The sequence below is a fragment of the Streptomyces sp. NPDC032940 genome (assembly GCF_040636935.1).
Classification (GTDB): Bacteria; Actinomycetota; Actinomycetes; order Streptomycetales; family Streptomycetaceae; genus Streptomyces.
Map to the genome: position 1 here is coordinate 77,077 of NZ_JBEZVJ010000001.1, position 22,827 is coordinate 99,903.

A 22,827-nucleotide genomic window follows, 5' to 3' on the forward strand; every position below is an offset into this window, starting at 1 on the left:
CCGGATGACAGATGTCATACGGTGCCCGGTCCCGATGCGGAGAGGGGGCACCCGGCGTCTGCCGGGTGCCCCCTCTCGTGGCGTGGGCCGTGCGTCAGCTGGGGTCGGTGTCGATGACCGCGACGCGGTTGGTCGTGCTCTTCAGCGCCGGGCGCAGGGCGCTGATCACGTCCTGGACGGTGACCGGGGTCTTCTGGCCGGTACCGCGGGTGATGAGCACGCCGTCGAAGGTGTCGCCGTACAGCTCCTTCAGGGCGGCCTGGTCGTAGTACTCGACCAGCTTGCCGTTCTGCGGCTTGACGGCGAGGAACTTCCACAGCGACTTGGCGGGGCTGAAGGAGATCTCGTGCGCGGCGTCGGTGCGGACCGTGACCAGGCCGGACATCGCCGGCTCGGCGAACTCCTTCATCATCCGGTCGACCTCGGCGTTCGAGACCGCCGGCTGCCGGGTGGTCGTCGGCACGTTCACCGGGGTGGAGGCGCCGGTCTCCACCTGGGTGCGGTACGCCTTCTCGACGGCCTCGGTCGACCCGGCGACGTCGATGCCCTTGCCCGCCTTGCCGTAGACGGGGACGGCCTTGCCGGACTCGAACCTGATCGTGCCCTCGGTCATCGAGCCGGCGCCGCCCGCCGCGTTCTTGAGGGCGGCGTGCAGCTTCTCCTCGTCGACGGGCATCTGCGGCTCGACGACACGGTGGTTGCCGAAGAGCGAGCCGATCACGGAGACCGGGTTGTAGTCGCTCGTCGCCGCCGCGCTGGCCGTGGCCTGGGTGTCGAACTGGAGCCCCGCCTGGTCGGGCTTGAGGGAGACGCTGTCGCCGCCCACCGTGAGCTTCAGCGGCTTGTTCACCCGGTCCCCGAGGGCGGCGTCGAGCTTCTCGACGGCGTCGTCGCGCGTGCCGCCGCCGATGTCGACGCCGAGCACCGTGGTGCCCTTGGGCACGTCGGAGCGGTTCATCAGCAGACCGGCGCCGTAGGCACCGCCGACGACGACGATCAGGGCGCCGACGAGCAGCGGGAGCTTCTTGCGGCCCTTCTTCCGGGCGGTCGGCTTGGCGGATCCCGCCGGCGCCGCGGGGGCAGGCTCGGGCGCCTTCGGGGGCGTGTGCGGGCGCGGTCCGTCGGGGGACGCGCCGGGGAACGGCGCGTTGCGGTCGCCCGGCACGACGGGGATGCCGCTGGTGACGGTGTTGCCGGAGACGTTGTCCGGGTTGCCGGGGCGGGCACCGCCGGGCGGTTCCGGGGCGAGCCGCTGCGGGGTGAGGATCGCGGTGTCGTCGCTCAGTCCGCCGCCGGGGCCGGGACGGGCGGGGCCGGGGCCCTGACCGGGGCCCTGGGGCCCGCCGGGCAGGCCCGGTACGCCGAGGGTGCCGGGGCCGCGCAGGCCGGGGGCGGCGGGGCCGCGCTGTCCGTCGGGCGCGCCGGGGCCGCCGGACCGTGCGGGTGCGCCCGGTCCGCCGAGCGGGGGCACCGACGGACCGTCCCCGGTGACCGGGCCGGTCGTCGGGCCCGCGGGCGCCTGGGCGCCGCCGAAGGCGGGCTGCCCGTTCTGCCGGTTGCGGCCGCCCGGTCCGTCGGGGGTGCTCCGCTCGCCCCGCGCGCCCTCCGGGGAGAACGGCCGGTCGTCACGGCTGCTGTCGGCGGGACCGTTGCCGTTGCCGCCGAGCGGGCCCGCCGTCAGCGCCTCGGTCACGTCGAAGGAACCGGTGCCGCCGCCGTGTCCGGGCGCGACGGGACCGCCGGTCGCGCCGGGCAGGCCGGCGCCGTTGGTGGAGCCGGGCCGGGAACCGCCCGGCACGCTCATGGAGCCGACCACGCCACCGGGACGGCCACTCCCGCCGCCCGGCCGCGCACCGCCGGCCGTACCGGCACCGGGGGCCGCGGGGCCCTGACCGGCGTTCGGGCCGGCGCCGCCGGCTCCGGAACCCCCGGGAAGACCCGCGCCGTTGGTGGAGCCGCCGCCCTGACCGCCCTTGGCCGGCGCCGACTTGCGGGGCGCGAACCAGTCGCTGGTCGCCTTCTCCTCGGCCTGCGGGGCGGCGGGCTCGGCGGGAGCCTCGGCGCTGCCCGTGGGCGCGGTGGCGCCCGGCTCGGGGTGCTCGGCCGGCTCCGTGTCGGCGGTGTCGCTCTCGGCGTCCGCGACGGGCTTGCGCACGACGACCGGCGGAATGGGCCGCGATCCGGGGATGTTGATCCGGATCCGGGTCGTCAGCGTCGTCTCGGTCTTGCGTTCCTCCGGGCGCGTGGCCGAACGGCCCGCGTCCGTACCGGCGCCGGAAGCCACGGGGGTCCCGTAGGGCGGGGTGCCCGACGGGTACGCGGCTCCACCGCGCCCGTTGGGCCCGGAGGACGGACTGTCAGTTTCACGACTCAAGGCAGGTTCTCCCGGTTGGCTCCGCCGCCCGGCACACCAGATAGCGGGCGGCTCGGCGGCGCGCACCACCATACTGGCCACTTCTCACGCGTATCCCATGACTGCCGGGGAAACCCACACCGGACTCGCACGCCCGTGCCACGGCGAAGTAGTACGTCATTTGCCAAGTCGGGCGCCGCCGCCGTCCGGTTGCCGTACCGGCGCGAGGGTGGCGCACATCACAGCGACGGCGATGCCGCCGAGCAGGAAGAGGTAGGAGCCGGCGCCCGCGGCGAAGACGAAGTCGCCCTCGGGGCGGCTGGCGGTGAGCAGCACCACGGCGACGGCCCAGCCGACGGCGGGCGCCACGGCTCCGCCGCGGCGGGCCATGGCCCGGCCGGCGCCGAGACACAGTCCCGCCTCGGCGGCCAGCGCGAGCAGCAGTCCGCCCGGGAACCACGCCGACTGCACGAGCGCCCCCGCCACACCGGTCAGCGCGCCGAGGACGAGGAGCCCGAGGTAGAGGGCGGCCCGTCCGGGGGACGGCGGCCGCAGCGGCTGGGCCAGCGGGGAGGCCGGCGGCTGGGTGCGCCCGCTCACGCCGTCCCCTCCGTTCCGGTCCCGGCGAACAGGTCGCTCTCGCGCCCGCCGCCGTCACCGGCGCGCTCACCGCGCACCAGTTCGTAGTACTCGGTGGTGAAGACGGGCTGGGCCAGTTCGTTGGAGAGGACGAAGTACGGCTCGGCCACGGTGATCTGGGTGGCGTGCGCACGCATCGCCGCGGCCTTGGCGGCGGCGTACGGGGTGCCTTCGGCGCGGATCTCGGTGGTGACCCGCTCGTCGTCCACGACGCCCGGCACGTCCTCGACACCGGCCGCCTTCTCGAAGGGCAGGCCGGGGAGGTCGTCGCGGAGCCGCGCGAAGGCGTCCTCGGCGACGGTGCGCGGCACGCGGTTCCAGTAGACCTTGGCGACCGGGCAGCCCGCCTCGGCCGCCAGCTCCACGGCGCGCATCGCGATGCGGTGGGCCTGGATGTGGTCGGGGTGGCCGTAGCCGCCGTCCGGGTCGTAGGTGACGAGGACCTGGGGGCGTACCTCGCGGATCACGTCGACGAGGAGGCCGGCGGCCTCGTCGAGGTCCGCCTGCCAGAGGCAGCCGGGGTCGTCGTTGTCGGGGAGGCCCATCATCCCGGAGTCGGCGTACCGGCCGGGCCCGCCGAGCAGCCGGAAGTCGTCGACGCCGAGCGCACGCATCGCCGCCGCCAGTTCACCCCTGCGGTGCCCGCCCAGGGCGGCCCCGGTGAGGTGCGCGAGTCCGGGCGGGATGACCTCGCCCCGCTCGCCGAGGGTGCAGGTCACCAGCGTCACGTGGGCGCCTTCGGCCGCGTACCTGGCCATGGTGGCGCCGTTGTTGATCGACTCGTCGTCCGGGTGCGCGTGCACCAGCAGCAGACGCCGGGCGGGTGGTTCCGTCATGGGGCCACCCTATGAGGCCGCGGGCCCGCACCCGCAACGCGGGAGACCGCCGGCGCCGGCCGTCGCGCCTCTCAGCCGACGCACAGGCGGCACAGAGCCGGGTCATGGACTCCGCTGCCAGGCTGCTCCGCAGGCCGACGACGGTGTCCCGGGCCCGGCTCCCGGCGCGGCCACACCACCCTGTCACCCCCGACGGAAGGCTCCCGATGCGCAAGCCGAAAGCCACCCGGACCCCCGGTGCTCCCGCCTACCAGGGGCGTCTGCTCCCGAACCCCGAGGAGGAGGTCGTCGACCAGGGGCTCGCGTTCGACCTGGGCACTCTCTGCTCACGTCGGCGGGCCCTGTCCGTCCTCGGCGGGGTCGGCGGCATGGCGGCACTGGCGGCGTGCGGTTCGGGCTCGGGCGGCAGCACCTCCGCGGCCTCCGCCTCGGCGTCGTCGTCGGGCCTGACCGAGATCCCCGACGAGACGAACGGCCCCTACCCGGCCGACGGCACCAACGGGGTCCAGGTCCTGGACCAGGACGGCATCGTCCGGCGGGACATCCGCTCGAGCTTCGGCGACTCCACGACGACCGCCCCGGGCATCCCCCTGACCTTCGAGTTCACCCTGCTGGACATCGCCAACGACGGCCGGCCGCTCGCCGGTGCGGCCGTCTACGCGTGGCACTGCGACCGGGGAGGCAACTACTCCCTGTACTCCAGCGGCATCGAGGACGAGAACTACCTGCGCGGCGTGCAGGTCGCCGACGACGACGGAGTGGTCACGTTCGTCAGCATCTTCCCCGCGTGCTACACGGGCCGCTGGCCCCACATCCACTTCGAGGTCTACCCCGACCTCGAGTCCATCACCGACTACGACAAGCGCCTCTCGACGTCCCAGCTGGCGCTCCCGAAGGACGTCTGCGACACCGTCTTCGCCACCGACGGCTACGAGTCCTCCGTCCGCAATCTGTCCCAGCTCACGCTCAAGACGGACAACGTGTTCGGCGACGACGGCGGCGTCCACCAGCTGGCGTCCGTGAGCGGGTCGGTGAAGGAGGGCTACGCGGCCGAGCTGACCGTCCCCATCGACACCGCCACCGAGCCCACCGGGGGCAACGCACCCGGCGGCGGTGGCGGCGGCCCCGAGGGCGGCCGGCCACCCAGCGGCGCCCCGACCGGCGCGCCGCCCGCGGGAGCGCCGTCCGGCCCCCCGCCTGGCGGGGCGCCCTCGGGAACACCGGGCGGTCCGCGGCCGTCGGCGGCCTCCGGCTGACCTCAAGCGGTCCCGGACGGCCGGGACGCCGGCCGCGGCACGCCTGCCGACGTCAGAACTTGATGCTCCCGATCATCCCCGCGATGTTCGTCGTCACCTCACTGATCGTGGGGGCGACGGTCGAGGAGGCCAGGTAGAAGCCGAGCAGCATGCAGACCACTGCGTGCCCGGCCTTCAGTCCTGACTTCTTGACCAGCAGGAAGACGATGATCGCCAGCAGCACCACCGCCGAAATCGAGAGTGCCACGGCGGCTCACCTCCAAAGAACCCAGGGACATGGGAAGGTCGGACGCGGTCGGACTATCGGAACGCTTCGGTACGCAGGAGCAGATAAATCCACGCAGCGGGCACCGAGTTGATACCCACTATGCGCTAGTGATCATAACTATCCGTACGCGCGCATCGATCGGCGCACGGCCGCACAAGGGGGCGCATGGCCAATATGGTCGGGGCATGACGACCGAGTCCGACTCCTTCCCCAAACGGCACGCCCGCACCCAGCGGTTCACGCTCGGTGCGCCGCGTGCGTTCACCGTGGCACCCGACGGTTCACGGGTCGCCTTCCTGCGCTCCGGCTCCGGTACGGACCGGGCCGGCTCCTTGTGGGTCCTCGACGTCGCGGACGGCGAGGAGCGCGTCGCCGCCGACCCGCGCGCCCTCCTGGGCGGCGCCGAGGAGCACCTCCCGCCCGAGGAGAGGGCGCGGCGCGAGCGCAGCCGTGAGGGCGGCGCCGGCATCGTCGGATATGCCACCGACGCGGCCGTGGAGCTGGCCGCCTTCGCCCTGTCGGGGCGGCTCTTCACGGCCGAGCTGCGCGCGGGCACGGCACGTGAACTCCCCGTCCCCGGGCCGGTGATCGACCCGCGCCCCGCCCCCGACGGACGGCACGTCGCCTACGTCGCCCGGGGTGCCCTGCGGGTGGTGGGCGCCGAGGGGGACGGGGACCGGGCGCTGGCCGAGCCGGACGCCGAGGGCGTCTCGTACGGGCTCGCCGAGTTCATCGCCGCCGAGGAGATGGGGCGCACCCGGGGCTTCTGGTGGGGCCCGGACTCCGACCGGCTGCTGGTCGCGCGGGTGGACGACACGCCGGTCGAGCGGTGGTGGATCTCCGACCCGGCCCACCCCGGGCGTGATCCACAACACGTCCCGTACCCGGCGGCGGGCACCGCCAACGCGGATGTGCGGCTGTTCGCGATCGGCCTCGACGGGGGGCGCACGGAGGTCCTCTGGGACCGGGCGCGGTACCCCTATCTGGCGCGAGTGCACTGGTCAGCGGCGGGTGCGCCGCTGATCCTGGTGCAGGCACGCGACCAGCGCAGCCAGCTCTTCCTGGCCGTGGACACCGCGTCCGGGGCGACCCGGATGGTGCACGCCGACGAAGATCCGATTTGGCTGGAACTCTTCCCCGGCGTGCCCTGCTGGAGCCCGTCCGGGCAGCTCGTGCGGATCGCCGACGAGGGCGGCGCGCGGGTGCTGGCGGTCGGCGAACGGCCGCTCACCGGGGCTCAGTTGCATGTGCGGGCGGTGCTGGACGTCTCCGCGGACGACGTGCTGGTGTCGGCGTCGGCGGGCGAGGACGCGGCCGCCCCGGAGACCGGCGAGGTCCACGTCTACCGGGTCAACGAACTCGGCGTGGAGCGCGTCTCGCAGGAGCCCGGCGTGCACTCGGCGGTGCGCGCCGGGGGCGTGACCGTTCTGGTCTCGGCGACGCCGGACCGGCCGGGCTCCCGAGCCCAGGTGCTGCGGGACGGCAAGGCGGTCGCGACCATCGCCTCCCACGCCGAACATCCCGGTTTGTCCCCGCGCGTGACGCTCACCCAAGGGGGCGCACGCCGTGTCCCGTGCGCCGTGCTTATGCCAACGGACTACCACGGTGACACCCCCCTCCCCGTACTCCTCGACCCGTACGGTGGCCCGCACGGGCAGCGGGTGGTGGCCGCGCACAACGCGCACCTCACCTCGCAGTGGTTCGCCGACCAGGGCTTCGCGGTGGTCGTCGCCGACGGACGGGGCACTCCCGGGCGCTCCCCCGCCTGGGAGAAGGCCATCAAGGACGACGTGGCCGCGGTCGTGCTCCAGGACCAGGTGGACGCCCTGCACGCCCTGGCCGAGGACTTCCCGCTCGACCTGGGCCGGGTGGCCGTCCGCGGCTGGTCCTTCGGCGGCTATCTGGCGGCACTGGCGGCGCTGCGCCGGCCGGACGTCTTCCACGCGGCGATCGTGGGCGCCCCGGTGACGGACCTGCGGTTGTACGACACCCACTACCAGGAGCGGTACGTCGGCCACCCGGACGAGCAGCCGGACGTCTACCGCCGCAACTCGGTGATCGACGACGCGGGCCTGGTCGACGCCGCCGCACCGCACCGTCCGATGATGATCATCCACGGGCTGGCGGACGACAACGTGGTGGTGGCGCACTCCCTGCGCCTGTCCTCGGCCCTGCTGGCGGCAGGCCGCCCGCACGAGGTGCTCCCGCTGTCCGGCGTCACCCACATGACGCCGCAGGAGGAGGTCGCGGAGAACCTGCTGCGGCTCCAGGTGGACTTCCTGAAGCGGTCGCTGGGGCTGACCTCACCCGAACACCAACAGCCGTAACACGCAGGCAACTTCGCCGAAGCGGTACCGATATACGGACGCGCGAAGCTCTTATGCGTACGGCCGTGCGGGTGCCGTGAGCGGGCCGGGGCGACCATGTCACCCCGGCCCGCTGCCGTCTCCCCCGCCCTCGCCCTCGCCGTCCGTCTCGGGCGGCACCACCTGCTTCTCCTCCGCGAAGTGGCACGCCGAGTCGTGGGCGGCGGGGCCGGCGACGTCCCGGAACTCGGCGGGCACCGCCAGCGCGGGCACCTCCAGGGCGCACCGCTCCCGCGCCTTCCAACAGCGGGTGCGGAAGCGGCAGCCGGAGGGGATGTTGGTCGGGGAGGGCACGTCACCGGTCAGGATGATCCGCTCGCGGTGTTCCCGGGCCTCCGGGTCGGGCACGGGCACGGCGGAGAGCAGGGCCTGCGTGTAGGGGTGCGTCGGGTGGTCGTAGATCTCGGCGTCGCGGCCGGTCTCCACGATGCGGCCCAGGTACATCACGCCGACCCGGTCCGAGATGTGCCGCACGATCGACAGGTCGTGGGCGATGAAGATGTACGAGAGCTCGAACTCGTCCTGGAGCCGGCCCATCAGGTTGATGACCTGCGCCTGGACGGAGACGTCGAGGGCGGAGACCGGTTCGTCCGCGACGATGATCTCCGGGCGCAGGGCGAGTCCGCGCGCGATGCCGATGCGCTGGCGCTGGCCGCCGGAGAACTGGTGCGGATACCGGTTGATGTACTCCGGGTTGAGGCCGACCACGTCGAGCAGGTGCTGGACCCGTTTCCTGCGGTCGCCCTTCGGGGCCACCTCCGGGTGGATGTCGTAGGCCTCCCCGATGATGTCGCCCACCGTCATCCGGGGGTTGAGGGAGGTGTACGGGTCCTGGAAGACCATCTGGATGTTGCGGCGCACGGCCTTGAGGGCCTTGCCCGACAGGCGGGTGATGTCCTCGCCCTTGTAGCGGATCTCCCCCGCCGTCGGCTTCTCCAGGTTGACCAGCATCTTGGCGACCGTGGACTTGCCGCAGCCGGACTCGCCGACGATGCCGAGGGTCTCGCCCCGGGCCAGCTCGAAGTCGACGCCGTCGACGGCCTTCACCGCGCCGACGTGCTTCTTGAAGAGGATGCCGGAGGTCAGCGGGTAGTGCTTGACGAGGCCGCGGACCTCGAGGATCGGTTCCGTGGCCTCAGCCATGCAGGCACTCCCTCCAGAAGTGGCAGGCGCTTCCGCGCGGCGCGCCGGACCACTCCGGTTCCGTCACGTCGTACAGCGGCGGCACGTCGGTGCGGCAGACGTCCTGGGCCATCGGGCAGCGGGGGTGGAAGGCGCAGCCGGGCGGGATGCGGGTGAGGTTGGGCGGCAGGCCCTTGATGGCGTAGAGCTCCTGGCCCTTCTGGTCCAGCCGCGGGATCGACTCCAGCAGGCCACGGGTGTACGGGTGCGCGGGGGCCTTGTAGATGTCGTGGACGGGTGCCGTCTCCACGATCCGGCCCGCGTACATCACGGCGATCTTGTCGGCGACGTCGGCGACCACGCCGAGGTCGTGGGTGATGAGGATCAGGCCCATGTGCAGTTCGCGCTGGAGTTCCGCGAGCAGGTCCATGACCTGGGCCTGGACGGTGACGTCGAGGGCGGTGGTCGGCTCGTCGGCGATGATGAGCTTGGGTTCCAGGGCCATCGCCATCGCGATCATGATGCGCTGCCGCATGCCGCCGGAGAACTGGTGCGGGTACTGCTTCACCCGCTCCCGCGCGGCGGGGATGCGTACGCGGTCCATCAGCTCGACGGCCTTGGCTCGGGCGTCCTTGCGGGACATGCCCCGGTGCACGGTGAACATCTCGCCGAGCTGGTCGCCGACGGTGAGGACGGGATTGAGCGAGGACAGCGCGTCCTGGAAGATCATCGCCATCTCGGCGCCGCGGACCTTCCGGCGTTCGTCCTCCTTCAGCTTGAGCAGGTCCCGTCCCTCGAAGAGGATCTCACCGGCGGTGATGCGGCCGGGCGGGATGTCGAGGATGCCCATGACCGTCTGGGCGGTGACGGACTTGCCGGAGCCGGACTCACCGAGGACGGCGAGGGTCTCGCCGGCGTCCACGCCGTAGCTGACGCCGTTGACGGCCTTGGCGACGCCGTCGCGGGTGTGGAACTCCACGTGCAGGTCGCGCACTTCGAGCAGCATGGCGGCGGCTCACCTCAGCTTCGGGTCGAGGGCGTCGCGCACCGCGTCGCCGAGCATGATGAACGCGAGGACGGTGATGGCCAGGGCGCCGGAGGGCCAGAGCAGGGCGTGCGGGGCGTTGCGTACGTAGGGGGCGGCGGCGGAGATGTCGATGCCCCAGGAGACGCTGGGCGGTTTCAGGCCGACGCCGAGGAAGGACAGGGTCGCCTCCAGGGAGATGTAGGTGCCGAGCGCGATGGTCGCCACGACGATGACGGGGGCGACGGCGTTGGGCGCGATGTGCCGCAGCAGGAGGCGGGAGTTGGAGGCGCCCAGCGCGCGGGCGGCCTGGACGTAGTCGTTCTGCTTGGCGGTGATGACGGAGCCGCGCGCGATGCGGGAGATCTGCGGCCAGCCGAGCAGCACGATGAAGCCGATGACCGGCCAGACGGTGTTGCTGGTGATGACGGAGAGCAGCACCAGGCCGCCGAGGACGACCGGGATGGCGAAGAAGACGTCGGTGATCCGGGACAGCACCGCGTCCCCCACGCCGCCGAAGAACCCGGCGAGCCCGCCGAGCACGCTGCCGAGGACCGCGACCCCGAGCGTGGCGAGGACGCCGACCTCCACCGACGTACGGGCGCCGTAGACGGTGCGGGTGTAGACGTCGCAGCCCTGGCCGTTGAAGCCGAAGGGATGGCCGGGCTGGGAGCCCTCCTGGGCCTTGGCGAGGTCGCACTTGAGGGGGTTTCCGGAGGCGATCAGGGAGGGCCAGATCGAGATGACGATCAGGAAGAGGATGACCAGGCCCGAGACGATGAAGACGGGGTTGCGGCGCAGGTCGTGCCAGGCGTCGGACCACAGGCTGCGGGGTTTGTCGCGCGGGTCCGCCCCGTCCGGACCCGGCGGCTGCTCCAGGGTGACGGCCTCGCTGGTGCCGAGGTCCATCGTGCCGCCCATGCCGGTCCCGGCGATGGCGCGTTCGGGTTCGTAGGGCTCCTGCTCAGGCATAGCGGATCCTCGGGTCGAGTACGGCGTACAGGAGGTCGACGACGAGGTTGGCGATCAGGAAGACGAGGACCAGGACGGTGACGAAGCCGACGACGGTCTGCGTGTTCTGGCGCAGGATGCCCTGGTAGAGCTGGTAGCCGACGCCGTGGATGTTGAAGATCCGCTCGGTGACGATGGCGCCGCCCATCAGGGCTCCGATGTCGGTGCCGATGAAGGTGACCACGGGGATGAGGGAGTTGCGCAGCAGGTGCCGGGTGATGACCCGGTGGCGGGGCAGGCCCTTGGCGATGGCCGTGCGGACGTAGTCGGAGCGCCGGTTCTCCGCGATGGAGGTGCGGGTCAGCCGGGTGACGTACGCGAGGGACACGGAGGCCAGGACGAGGCCGGGGACGATCAGCTCGTCGAAGGGGGCGGCCGTGGAGACCGCCGGGTCGATCCAGCCCCATTTGACGCCGAGCAGGAGCTGGAGCAGCAGGCCGGTGACGAAGGTGGGGACGGAGATGACGACGAGGGTGAGCAGCAGCACCCCGGTGTCGACGGGGCGTCCGCGGCGCAGGCCGGTGATGACGCCGAGCGCGATGCCGACGACGATCTCGAAGATGATCGCCACGATGGTCAGCCGGATGGTGACCGGGAACGCCGTCCCCATCAGCTCGGTCACCGGCTGGCCGTTGAAGGCGGTGCCGAAGTCGCCGGTGAAGACGTTGCCCATGTAGGTGGCGTACTGCTGCCACACGGGCTTGTCGAGGCCGAACTCCCTTCTCAGCTGGGCGGCGGTCGCCGGGTCGCACTCCCGGTCGCCGCACAGGCCCGCGATGGGGTCGCCCATCACGTTGACCATCAGGAAGATCAGCAGCGTGGCCCCGAAGAAGACCGGGATCATCTGGAGCAGCCGCCGGACGACGTACCGTCCCATGGCGCCTCCTCAGCTGACCTTGATCTCGTTGTAGACGGGGACGCTGAAGGGGTTGAGCTTGACGTCGGACAGCCGCTGCGAGTAGCCGGCGCTGCCGTTCTGGTACCAGAGCGGGATGGCGGCCATGTTGTCCCGCACGACCTCCTCGGCCTGCTGGAAGGTCTGGACGGCCTTGGCGGTGTCGGACTCGCCGTTCGCCTGGTCGACGAGTCCGTCGAACTTCTCGTCGGACCACTTGCCGTCGTTGGAGGAGGCGTTGGTGTAGTAGAGCGGCTGGAGGAAGTTCTGGATGAGCGGGTAGTCCATCTGCCAGCCGGCGCGGAAGGGACCGCTCATCTTCTTCTGGGTGATCTGGTTGCGGAAGTCGGCGAAGGTGCCGACCGGATTGCCGACGCAGGCGCGGTCGTTGTCCAGGGCGTTGTTGATGGAGTTGCAGACGGCGTCGACCCACTGTCCGTGGGATCCGGTGTCGGCGTTGTAGGTGATCTTGACCTGGCCGCCGGGCAGTCCGCCGCCCTCCTTGATCAGCTTCTTGGCCTGGTCGGGGTTGTACTCGCAGGCGTCCCCGCACAGACCGGGCTTGTAGCCGCCGTCCTTGCCGAGCACCGGCGAGGTCCAGTCGGTGGCCGGGGTGCGGGTCTGCTGGAAGATCGTGTCGGTGATCTGCTTGCGGTCGATCGCCATGGACAGGCCCGTGCGCACCTTGTCCGAGCCGGACTTGTTCCAGTCGTCGTCGTAGAACGGGAAGGCGAGGGTCTGGATGATGCCGGCGGGGGTGTTGATGTAGCGGTCGCCGAGGTCGTTCTTGACGTTCTTGAGCTGGGCGGCGGGGACGTCGTCGACGAGGTCGAGGTTGCCGGCCATCAGGTCGGTGTAGGCGGTGTTGTTGTCGGTGTAGACCTTCAGGTCGACGCCGCCGTTCTGGGCCTTGTCGTCCCCGGGGTACTGGTCCCACTTGCGCAGGGACATCTGGGAGCCGCGGGCGTAGTTGTCGACCAGGTAGGGCCCGTTGCCGACCGGCTTCTTCAGCCAGGCGTCGTGGTCGTCGAAGAACACCTTGGGCAGCGGGGCGAAGGCGGCGTAGCCGAGGGTGTCGGGGAAGCTCGAGAACTTCTGGCTGAGCTTGACCGTGAAGGTCTGCGGGCCGGTCACCTTGAGCCCGGAGAGCGTGTCGGCGCTCTGCGCGCTGCCGTCCTCGGGGTGCACCTTGTCGTAGCCGTCGATGTACGCGAAGAAGTACGCGTTGCGCTGGTTGTTCTTCAGGCTCGCGCCGTAGTTCCAGGCGTCCACGAAGGACTGGGCGGTCACCTTCTCGCCGTTGCTGAAGGTCCAGCCGTCCTTGACGGTGATGGTGAAGTTCTGCGAGTCGGAGGTGTCGATCTTCTCGGCGAGCATGTTCTTCGCCTCGCCGGTGTCGGGGTCGTACTTCTTCAGGCCCCGGAAGATCATGTCGAGGACCTTGCCACCCTGGACCTCGTTGGTGTTGGCCGGCTCCAGCGGGTTCTGCGGGTCGCCCCACGAGGAGCTGAGCACGGCCCCGCTGTCCGAGCCGCCGTCACCTCCTCCGCCCCCGCAGGCCGTCAGCGCGAGGGCGGTCGCCGCTGCGCAAGCGGCCCATTGTGCGTGCGTGGCTCCGCGCATGGAGTGCCTCCCGGTGCCTGACTCGTCCGATGATCCGGTCTCGGCCAGGATCGGGGGGCGGGTCGCGGAGCGCACATTCGTCCGGTCCGTACGGGTTCGGGGGTCCTCCGGACGGGCGTACGACGGACCGAGGCACGGGAACCGATGGCATGCCGAGGACCGGGGGCGGGAGAGATGTCCTCCCGCCCCCGGTCCACGGGCCGTCAGGGTCCCGGCCGCAGGGGCCGGGTCCGCCGGGTCAGCTCTTCGAGACCGCCTCGCCGTCGGTGCCCTCTTCCATGGCCGCGAGAGCCGGGTCGAGGACGATGTCCTCGGCGCGGGCCTCGGTGTTCGGCTCCTCCGGGAAGTGGCAGGCCGTCAGGTGACCGGCCTTGCTGCCCTCGATGCGGACGAGCGGCGGCTCCTCGGTCGCGCACTTGTCCTGCGCCTTCCAGCACCGCGTACGGAAGCGGCAGCCGGACGGCGGCGAGATCGGCGAGGGCACGTCGCCCTGGAGGCGGATGCGCTCCCGCTTGTCCGCGTCCAGGTCCGCCTCCGGCACGGCCGACAGCAGCGCGTGCGTGTACGGGTGCCGGGGGCGGTTGTAGAGGGAGTCGCGGTCCGCGATCTCCACGATCTTGCCCAGGTACATCACCGCGACGCGCTGCGAGAAGTGCCGGACGATCGACAGGTCGTGGGCGATGAAGACGAAGGCGATGCCCATCTCCCGCTGCACTTCCTGCAGCAGGTTCACGACCTGGGCCTGGATCGACACGTCGAGGGCCGAGACCGGCTCGTCGGCGACGATCAGCTTCGGCTCCAGCGCGACGGCGCGCGCGACGCCGATGCGCTGGCGCTGGCCGCCGGAGAACTCGTGCGGGAAGCGGTTGTAGTGCTCCGGGTTGAGACCGACGATCTCCAGGAGCTCCCGGACCCGCTTCTCACGGCCGCCGGGCGGGTTGATCCCGTTGATCTCCATCGGGCCCGAGATGATCGTGCCCACGGTCTGGCGCGGGTTCAGCGACGCGTACGGGTCCTGGAAGATCATCTGGATCTGGGACCGGATCGGCGCGAGCTGCGACCGGTTCGCCTTGCTGATGTCCTGCCCGTTGTACTCGATGGTGCCCTCGGTGGGCTCGTACAGACGGGTGATCAGCCGGCCGGTGGTCGACTTGCCGCAGCCGGACTCGCCGACGAGGCCGAGGCTCTCGCCGGGGAAGACCTCGAAGTCGACGCCGTCGACGGCCTTGACCGCGCCGACCGTGCGCCGGATCGGGAAGCCGCCCTTGATCGGGAAGTGCTTCTTCAGGCCCTTGACCCGCATGAGGGGTGCGCCGTCGCCGTCCCGCTGCTGCGGGATCGAGTCGGCGACCGCCGTGTTGGTCTTGCTGTTGTCGCTCATGGTGATGCCCCAGTCGCCGGTTTCCGCTCAGCCCAGCCGGGGCTGAATCGTCTCGATGAACACCTGCTGCCGCTGTTCCGCCGTCAGGTGGCAGGCGGCCGCGCGGCCCGGGGCGAGCGTCGGACGCTCGCCCGAGCAACGGCCGCCGGGCACCTTGTCGGTGAACGCGCACCGCGGGTGGAACGCGCACCCCGTGGGCGGGTTCAGCAGCGACGGCGGCGATCCGGGGATCGGCATCAGCGGCTCGTCGACGTCCGAGGAGAGCCTCGGCATCGAGCCCAGCAGGCCCCAGGTGTAGGGGTGCTGGGGCGTCTTGAGCACCTCGCGCACCGTGCCGCGCTCGACGGCACGGCCTGCGTACATCACCAGGATGTCGTCGGCCATGTTGGCGACCACGCCCAGGTCGTGGGTGATCATGATGATCGCGGAGCCGAACTCCTGCTGGAGGTCCTTGAGCAGGTCCAGGATCTGCGCCTGCACGGTCACGTCGAGCGCCGTGGTCGGCTCGTCGGCGATCAGCAGGTCGGGGTCGCACGCGAGCGCCATGGCGATCATGGCGCGCTGGCGCATACCGCCGGAGAACTGGTGCGGGTAGTCGTCGACGCGCTGCTGCGGGTGGGGGATGCCCACCTTCTCCAGCAGGTCGATGGCGCGCACCCGGGCGTCCTTCTTGGAGGCGCCGGTGTGCTTCATGAACGGCTCGCCGATCTGGCGGCCGACCGTGTAGTACGGCGACAGGGCGGTGAGCGCGTCCTGGAAGATCATCGCCATCTTCTTGCCGCGCAGCTGTTCCATCTGCTTCTCACTGGCGTCGGTCAGCTCCTGACCGTCCAGTGTGATCGACCCGTCGATGGCGGTCTTCTTGCGGTTGTGCAGGCCGAGGACGGCCAGGTTGGTCACCGACTTGCCGGAGCCGGACTCGCCCACGATGCCGAGCGTCCTGCCGCGCTCCAGGTCGAAGGAGAGCCCGTCCACCGCCTTGACGATGCCGCCCTCGGTGGAGAAGTGGACCTTGAGGTCGCGCACCGACAGGAAGGCGTCCCCCGCGGCGGCGGCCGCGGCCTCTTCGGGCTTGGTCTGAGTGGTCACGGTGGTTCTCCTAGGACAGGCGCACGCGCGGGTCGATGACGGCGTACAGCGCGTCCACGATCAGGTTGCAGACGATGATGAACGCGGCGCTGACCAGCATGACGCCCATCAGCATCGGCAGGTCCTTGTCACGCACGGAATCCAGCGCGAGCCGGCCGATGCCGGCCAGGCCGAACGTCATCTCGGTCACCATGCCGCCGCCCAGCAGCGCCGACAGGTCGATGCCGAGGATGGTGACGATGGGGATGAGCGAGCCGCGCCAGGCGTAGCGGAAGAAGACGTAGTTGCCCGACATGCCCTTGGCGCGGGCGGCCTTCACGTGTTCTTCCTGCAGTTGCTCGACCATCGAGGAACGGCTCATACGGGTGTAGTTGGCGGTGAAGATGGTCGCCATGACGACCCAGGGGATCAGCAGCCCCATGAACCAGCCGCCCAGGTCCTCGGAGAACGGCACGTACTTCGGCTTCTCCAGCCAGCCGGTGCTGTACACCAGGGCGAGGACCACCAGCGGGCCGAGGAAGTAGATCTGGAAGGAGCTGATCACCAGCGAGCCGGAGCTGAACACCTTGTCCAGCCACGTGCCCCGGTACTTCGCGGCCAGCATGCCGGCGCCGAGACCGACGACGAGGAAGACCAGGAGGCTGCCGACGGTCAGCGAGATGGTCAGCGGGAAGCGGTCGAGGATCGTGTCCCAGACGTTCTGGTTGTTCGCGAAGGAGACACCGAAGCAGGGTGCGGCACAGTGGCCGACGGCGAAGTCACGGCCGGCGAAGATGCCGACCAGGAAGTTCCAGTACTGGACCGGGACCGGCGAGTCGAGGCCGAGGTTCTTGTGGATGATCGCCAGCGCGTCCGGGGTGCAGTTCTTGCCACAGGCCAGCGTGGCCGGGTCCTGCGGGATCGCGAAGAACATGAAGAACGTGAACGCACTGATCAACAGCAGAATCAGCGCCGCGCCGAACGTCCGGCGAATGAGGAATTGAAGCATGGCAGGCAGCTGCTCTCAGGACGGCGGCAATCGGTTGGGAGGTCTAAAAGAGGGTCCGGGCCCCGGTGGTGGGCGCTCCGCCGCGCACCCACCACCGGTTTCCCGACAGGACGGACTACTTCTTGAGGAAGATCCGGGTGACGTCCACATAGCTCGAGTCGGAGCTGTAGCGGATGCCGCCGATGTTCGAACCGAAGATCTGGAAGACCTTGGTGTAGTAGATCGGCGCGGCCGGGTTGATCTTGTCGGTGATGTACTGGTTCAGCTCGGCCCACGCCTTGGTGGCCTCGGCGGTGTCCGTGATCTTCAGGATCCGGGCGATCTCCGAGTTCACGTGCGGGTCGTTGATGTGCGAGTAGTTCGACGCGCCGTCCTGGATCTGCGTGCCGTCGTACGACGGCGGGATGACCGTGGAGGCGGACGGCCAGTCCTGGCCCCAGCCGGTCATGTAGAGGTCGTAGCCGTTCTTGACCTTGCCGACCTGCTCGTACCAGGTCGCGGAGTCGATCTCCTTCTTCTGGATGTCGAGGCCGATCTTGCCCAGGGCGTCGGCGATCAGGACGGCCTGCTGCTGACGGGTCGGCGTGTTGCCGTAGGCGTAGACGAGCTTCTTGCCCTCGAAGCCGCCTTCCTTGATCAGCTTCTTGGCGGCCTCGATGTCACCGTTCGGCTTCGTGGCGCGGTGGAAGGGGTCGTACTTCTCGTCGTAGCCCGGAGTGGTGGGCGACATCAGCGAGTTGGCGACCTCACCGCCGTAGGCGCCACCGTCGGCCTTGAAGACCGCGGAGGCCGGCAGGGCCAGGGCGATGGCGTCACGGAGCTTCTTGTCCTTGACGCGGTCCAGGTTGAAGTTCAGCTGCCACACGTAGGGCGCGTAGCCCTGGATCGTGCGGTTCTTCATCGCGTTCTTGTCGCTGACGACCTTCTGCAGCTGCGTGGTCGCGACCTGACCCGTGAACATCATCGCGTTCTTGGCCTCACCCTGGTCGGCGAGGAGGGTCTTGGTCTGGTCTTCGTCATCGTGGTTCATGCTGATGTTGAAGCCGTCCACGTACTGGTGGCGCACCGAGTCGGACTTGGGGTCCCACTGGGTGTTCTTCACCAGCTTCATCGACTTGCCCGGCTTGAAGTCCGCGATCTTGTACGGACCGGTGGCGACCGGGTCGCTGTCGTACTTCTCCTTGGTGTCCGTCTCCTCCGGGACGACGCTGTAACCGGGCATGGTCAGCATCTGCGGAAGGTCGGGCTGCGCCTCCTTGAAGTGGAAGACGACCGTCTTGTCGTCCGGCGTCGACAGGACGGAGTCGGGCAGGTGCTTGCCCTTGTCCGGGCCCTCGTAGGCCTTGCGGTAGGTGGTGCCGGCACCCGACAGCCACTGCTGCAGGTAGGTCGGACCGTCCGTGATGTAGGACGCGTACAGGCGCTCGACCGAGTGGCGGATGTCCGCCGAGTTGATCGGGTTGCCGTTCTCGTCCTTCAGGTTGTCCTTGAGGGTGTACGTCCAGGTCTTGCCCCCGTCGGACACCTTGCCCGCGTCGGTGGCGAGGTCGCCCACAACGGTCAGGTTGCCCTTGTCGTCCTCGGAGTACTGGGTCAGGCCGCGGTAGATGAGGCGGCTGAGCAGCTTGCCGTCCGAGACGTAGATCTGGCCCGGGTCCAGGTGGGAGAAGTCGTCCTCCTGGTACACGGTCGCAACGCCGCCGGGCTTGGCGCCGGGCACCTCTGCCGCGGGACCGGTCGACGCCGCGGCGTCGCCGATCTGCACGGGCTTGGACTGCGACGCGGCGTCCTGCTTGCTCTTGCTGTTGTCCTTGGACGAGTTGCCGCTGTCGCCGCCGCCGCAGGCGGTGAGGGTCAGGGCGCCCGCCGCCACCGCGACGAGCGCGGCCGTAGCGGTGCGGTTTCGGAAGATGCTCATGGAGTCGAATCCACCTGCCTGTGAGTAGTGAGCACTGCTGATACGTGGCCGGAGACGGGCTGTGTGGCACCGGGCCCGACCGAGGGGCAGAGCGAGGAGTCCCCGTGGGGGCTCAGCGGCCCGTCTTGGGATCGAAGGCGTCCCGCACCGAGTCGCCGAGGAGGTTGAAGGCCACCATGAAGATCACCATGGCGACACCGGGGAAGAGCATGTAGTAGGGGTCCTGCTCCACGATGTCCGCGCCGATGGCGAACATCCGGCCCCAGTCCGGCGTGGGTTCGACGTATCCCACACCCACGAAGGAGAGGAAGGCGATGCTGAGGATGGTGCTCGGCAGCGTGAGGGTCGCCTGCACCAGCGTCGGGGTGACGATGTTGGGCAGCAGTTCCTTGCGGATGATCCGCCAGGACGAGGCACCGGAGATGCGCGCCGCCTCGACGAACTCCCGGTCCCGCAGGGACAGCGTGGCGGCGCGGACGATACGCGCCATGCTCATCCATCCCAGGAAGGCCAGCACGATGATGATCGCCGAAGTGCGCACGTAGGTGGGCGTCTCCTCGTCCGGGGCGACGAACACCGTGGTGATCACGGGCATCGCGGCGACGAAGAACAGCTGGCTGGGCAGCGCCATGAAGAAGTCGGTCACCCGGCCGAGCCAGTAGTCGATCTTGCCGCCGAAGTAGCCTCCGGCCAGGCCGATCAGCACGCCCAGCACCGTCATGATGATGGTCGCGGCCAGCGCCGTGGCGATGGACGTCCGCATGCCGTACAGCAGCTGGGTGAAGACGTCGCGGCCGAGGCCTGGCTCGATGCCGAACCAGAACTCGCCGTCGATGCCGCCGGCCGGCTTCGCGGGCATGGTGAACATGTCCAGGAGGTCGGGGTTCTCCTGGCCGTAGAGCGTATACGGGTCCTTGCCGTACACCTTCGAAATCAGCGGCGCCGCAGCCGCGATGACGAAGAAGAACAGGACGATGAAGGCAGAGATGACGCCGGCCCGGTCGCGCTTGAAGCGACTCCACATCAACTGCCCGGGGGTGCGCCCCTCAGAAGACTTCTTCGACTTCTTGGCGTCACCCTGGGGTGCGCTCTCCTTGTCCAAGACGGAAGAGGCCTCAGCACCCTCAATCTCGATTGGACTCGTCATGATTCGTCCATTTCACAGGTGTTGGAGACCGTCGGCAGTGCACGAGTGGTCCGACGGCCTTCGCACGGCGTATGTCATTCGAAGCGCGCGAGGGGAACAACGACTGGCGGCGAACCCGCCCTTGGGGAACCCTGGCTCGCGGCCGGCACCGGCCGGCCACGGGAGCGACCCGTCAAGGAAGTCCGCGCCACCGGATCGCCACCGCGGCGAAGGCAACGGAACTGAACCCACCCACGGCACCTGCACCTGCCACCGGGGACGACGCGACCCATATGGCGCTTGTGGCACCTCGCATGGGTTCCTCCTCATGAATCCGCTGGTTCACCGCAAAGAGGAGCACACGACAACTCCCGGCCCCGTCACCGGTGCCTGAGATCCGCCAAGTGCCCCCGCGCTCGCGAGTCGGCGCCGTCAGCGCGTGACCCGTTCATACGAGCTCTACGCGCCTAACTATCTGCCATCCGCCAGGGACCGAACCACACTCTCGAGGTCTCGGTTCGATCACAGATAGGGGCTAGATCTTCCAAAATCCGGACAAAGGGTTTGGTGAGAGATCACTGCGAAACGGACTTGTTACACATCTATCGGGAGCGGGTGCCCGCATAGCGGACACCTGTGTCGGGAAAAGAGATTGCGAGTAACGTGCCCGCCGTGCAGGGTGCCGACAGGCATGTCCCGTGCTCAGCACGCTCCGTGCACGGGCTCGTCGGCCTCGGTGACGCGAATCCCGCCCCACCGGCCCGTACGGCCGCGTGACTTGCGGGCAGGGTAGTGCGAACCGGGCCCCCGGACGGCGTCCCGTCACGAAATAGAGGGTTTTCCCTACGCTTTCGCGAGCCCCGCTCCAGAGCCTCCGCCGGCCCCTTCCTCCGAGGATCGCACCGAAGACGCGAAAACGGCGCCGGGCACCCCTCGGAAGGGGCGCCCGGCGCCGTTCGGCGGTGTGGGTCAGCCGTGCTTGGCGCGGCTCGCGGCGCGGGCGCGCTCGCGGGCGTCCAGGTTCACCTTGCGGATGCGGACGGCCTCCGGGGTCACCTCGACGCACTCGTCGTCACGGCAGAACTCCAGCGACTGCTCCAGCGACAGCTTGCGCGGCGGGACGATCGACTCGGTCACATCGGCCGTGGACGACCGCATGTTGGTGAGCTTCTTCTCCTTGGTGATGTTGACGTCCATGTCGTCGGCGCGGGAGTTCTCGCCGACGATCATGCCCTCGTACACCTCGGTGCCGGGCTCGGTGAAGAGCACGCCGCGCTCCTGGAGGTTCGTCATCGCGAACGCGGTGACGGCGCCGGCCCGGTCGGCGACCAGCGAACCGTTGTTACGGGTCGTGAGGGTGCCGAACCAGGGCTCGTGGCCCTCGTGGATGGAGTGGGCGATGCCGGTGCCGCGGGTCTGGGTCAGGAACTCCGTGCGGAAGCCGATCAGGCCGCGGGAGGGGACGACGAACTCCATGCGGACCCAGCCCGAGCCGTGGTTGGACATGTTGTCCATCCGGCCCTTGCGCACGCCCATGAGCTGCGTGACGGCGCCCATGTGCTCCTCGGGCACGTCGATCGTCATGCGCTCGACGGGCTCGTACGTCTTGCCCTCGACCTCCTTGGTGACGACCTGGGGCTTGCCGACGGTCAGCTCGTAGCCCTCGCGGCGCATGGTCTCGACCAGGATGGCGAGCGCCAGCTCACCGCGGCCCTGCACCTCCCAGGCGTCCGGGCGGTCGGTCTCCAGGACGCGGAGCGAGACGTTGCCGATCAGCTCGCGGTCCAGGCGGTCCTTGACCTGGCGGGCGGTGACCTTGCGGTCCTTGACTGCCGCCTTGTTGTCGGCGCCCTTGCCGGTGGCGCCGCGGCCGACCAGCGGGGAGGTGTTGGTGCCGATGGTCATGGAGATCGCGGGCTCGTCCACCGTGATCAGCGGCAGCGGGACCGGGTTCTCGGGATCGGCCAGCGTCTCACCGATCATGATCTCCGGGATGCCGGCGACGGCGCAGATGTCACCGGGGCCCGCCTTCTCGGCCGGCTTGCGGGTGAGCGCCTCGGTCATCATCAGCTCGGAGATGCGCACGTTGGTGACGGAGCCGTCGCGCTTCATCCAGGCGACGGTCTGCCCCTTCTTCAGCTCGCCCTGGTGGACGCGGAGCAGCGCGATGCGGCCGAGGAAGTTGTCGGCGTCCAGGTTGGTGACGTGGGCCTGGAGCGGGGCGCCCTCCTCGTAGGTGGGGGCGGGGATGTGCTCCAGGATCGTCGAGAAGAACGGCTCCAGGCTGTCGGAGTCGCCCGGCACCGTGCCGTCCTCCGGCTTGGTCAGGGAGGCGACGCCGTCACGGCCGCAGGCGTAGACGATCGGGAACTCGATCTGCTCCTCGTCGGCGTCCAGGTCGAGGAAGAGGTCGTACGTCTCGTTGACGACCTCGTCGATCCGGGCGTCCGGCCGGTCCGTCTTGTTGATGCACAGGATGATCGGCAGCCGCTGGCTGAGCGCCTTGCGCAGCACGAAGCGGGTCTGCGGCAGCGGACCCTCGGAGGCGTCCACGAGCAGGACGACACCGTCGACCATCGACAGACCGCGCTCGACCTCGCCACCGAAGTCGGCGTGGCCGGGGGTGTCGATGATGTTGATCGTGATCGGCTCCCCGCCGTCCTTCGGGTGGTACTTCACCGCCGTGTTCTTGGCCAGGATCGTGATGCCCTTCTCACGCTCCAGGTCGTTCGAGTCCATCATGCGGTCGTCGACGGAGTCGAGCTGGTGCGCGGCGAAGGCACCGGCCTGCTTGAGCATCCCGTCGACGATGGTGGTCTTGCCGTGGTCGACGTGGGCGACGATGGCGACGTTGCGGATGTTGTGACGCGTAACAGACACAGCCATGTGTGGCGTACTCCCGGAGGGTGTGAGGACGGCCCTCGCGGACGTC

17 protein-coding genes are annotated in these 22,827 nt (G+C 70.0%); 2 read left to right on the forward strand and 15 right to left on the reverse strand.

The features are described from left to right. Positions 1-94: 94 nt before the first annotated feature. The 3 genes from AB0E77_RS00355 to mshB form a co-directional block, all read right to left on the reverse strand. Positions 95-2,374, reverse strand: coding sequence for a hypothetical protein (locus tag AB0E77_RS00355; RefSeq protein ID WP_361563363.1), 2,280 nt, complete (start codon positions 2,372-2,374; stop codon positions 95-97). A gap of 156 nt (positions 2,375-2,530) precedes the next feature. Continuing rightward, positions 2,531-2,953, reverse strand: coding sequence for a DUF6113 family protein (locus AB0E77_RS00360; RefSeq protein WP_361563366.1), 423 nt, complete (start codon positions 2,951-2,953; stop codon positions 2,531-2,533). Next, on the reverse strand, positions 2,950-3,828 hold the full coding sequence (gene mshB / locus AB0E77_RS00365) for an N-acetyl-1-D-myo-inositol-2-amino-2-deoxy-alpha-D-glucopyranoside deacetylase (RefSeq protein WP_361563369.1): 879 nt from the start codon (positions 3,826-3,828) through the stop codon (positions 2,950-2,952). Before mshB ends, AB0E77_RS00360 begins: the two co-directional genes overlap by 4 nt. 206 nt (positions 3,829-4,034) lie before the next feature. On the opposite strand from mshB, the gene AB0E77_RS00370 reads away from it, so the two are divergent. Then, positions 4,035-5,084, forward strand: a complete 1,050-nt coding sequence (locus AB0E77_RS00370; protein ID WP_361563372.1) for an intradiol ring-cleavage dioxygenase — start codon at positions 4,035-4,037, stop codon at positions 5,082-5,084. A gap of 52 nt (positions 5,085-5,136) precedes the next feature. Here the strand turns inward: AB0E77_RS00370 and AB0E77_RS00375 are convergent, their stop codons facing one another. Next, complete coding sequence (locus AB0E77_RS00375) at positions 5,137-5,331, reverse strand: hypothetical protein (RefSeq protein ID WP_361563375.1); 195 nt, start codon at positions 5,329-5,331, stop codon at positions 5,137-5,139. 206 nt (positions 5,332-5,537) lie between these two features. On the opposite strand from AB0E77_RS00375, the gene AB0E77_RS00380 reads away from it, so the two are divergent. Then, on the forward strand, positions 5,538-7,679 hold the full coding sequence (locus tag AB0E77_RS00380; protein ID WP_361563378.1) for a prolyl oligopeptidase family serine peptidase: 2,142 nt from the start codon (positions 5,538-5,540) through the stop codon (positions 7,677-7,679). A 99-nt stretch (positions 7,680-7,778) separates the two neighbouring features. On the opposite strand, the gene AB0E77_RS00385 is transcribed toward AB0E77_RS00380, so the two are convergent. The 11 genes from AB0E77_RS00385 to typA form a co-directional block, all read right to left on the reverse strand. After that, positions 7,779-8,861, reverse strand: coding sequence for a dipeptide ABC transporter ATP-binding protein (locus AB0E77_RS00385; protein ID WP_361563381.1), 1,083 nt, complete (start codon positions 8,859-8,861; stop codon positions 7,779-7,781). Continuing rightward, on the reverse strand, positions 8,854-9,846 hold the full coding sequence (locus AB0E77_RS00390; protein WP_361563384.1) for an ABC transporter ATP-binding protein: 993 nt from the start codon (positions 9,844-9,846) through the stop codon (positions 8,854-8,856). The genes AB0E77_RS00385 and AB0E77_RS00390 overlap by 8 nt, the downstream gene beginning before the upstream one ends. Before the next feature lie 9 nt (positions 9,847-9,855). After that, positions 9,856-10,836: an ABC transporter permease gene (locus AB0E77_RS00395; RefSeq protein ID WP_361563386.1), complete on the reverse strand. Its 981-nt coding sequence runs from the start codon at positions 10,834-10,836 to the stop codon at positions 9,856-9,858. Beyond that, entirely contained in the window at positions 10,829-11,752 is a 924-nt protein-coding gene (locus tag AB0E77_RS00400) for an ABC transporter permease (protein ID WP_361563389.1), read from the reverse strand. Before AB0E77_RS00400 ends, AB0E77_RS00395 begins: the two co-directional genes overlap by 8 nt. A 9-nt stretch (positions 11,753-11,761) precedes the next feature. Beyond that, complete coding sequence (locus AB0E77_RS00405) at positions 11,762-13,393, reverse strand: ABC transporter substrate-binding protein (protein WP_361563392.1); 1,632 nt, start codon at positions 13,391-13,393, stop codon at positions 11,762-11,764. 238 nt (positions 13,394-13,631) lie between these two features. After that, the gene (locus tag AB0E77_RS00410) at positions 13,632-14,774 is read right to left on the reverse strand and encodes a dipeptide ABC transporter ATP-binding protein (RefSeq protein WP_361563395.1); all 1,143 of its coding nucleotides are present in this window, start codon (positions 14,772-14,774) and stop codon (positions 13,632-13,634) included. Between the two features lie 27 nt (positions 14,775-14,801). After that, complete coding sequence (locus AB0E77_RS00415) at positions 14,802-15,863, reverse strand: ABC transporter ATP-binding protein (protein WP_361563397.1); 1,062 nt, start codon at positions 15,861-15,863, stop codon at positions 14,802-14,804. Between the two features lie 10 nt (positions 15,864-15,873). Further along, a complete protein-coding gene (locus AB0E77_RS00420) occupies positions 15,874-16,851 on the reverse strand; it encodes an ABC transporter permease (RefSeq protein ID WP_361563400.1) in 978 nt (325 codons plus the stop codon). A gap of 115 nt (positions 16,852-16,966) precedes the next feature. Beyond that, positions 16,967-18,769, reverse strand: coding sequence for an ABC transporter substrate-binding protein (locus AB0E77_RS00425; RefSeq protein ID WP_361563402.1), 1,803 nt, complete (start codon positions 18,767-18,769; stop codon positions 16,967-16,969). Positions 18,770-18,881: 112 nt separating this feature from the next. Further along, entirely contained in the window at positions 18,882-19,916 is a 1,035-nt protein-coding gene (locus AB0E77_RS00430) for an ABC transporter permease (RefSeq protein WP_361563405.1), read from the reverse strand. 948 nt (positions 19,917-20,864) lie between these two features. Beyond that, on the reverse strand, positions 20,865-22,781 hold the full coding sequence (gene typA / locus AB0E77_RS00435) for a translational GTPase TypA (protein ID WP_361563408.1): 1,917 nt from the start codon (positions 22,779-22,781) through the stop codon (positions 20,865-20,867). Positions 22,782-22,827: the final 46 nt, after the last annotated feature.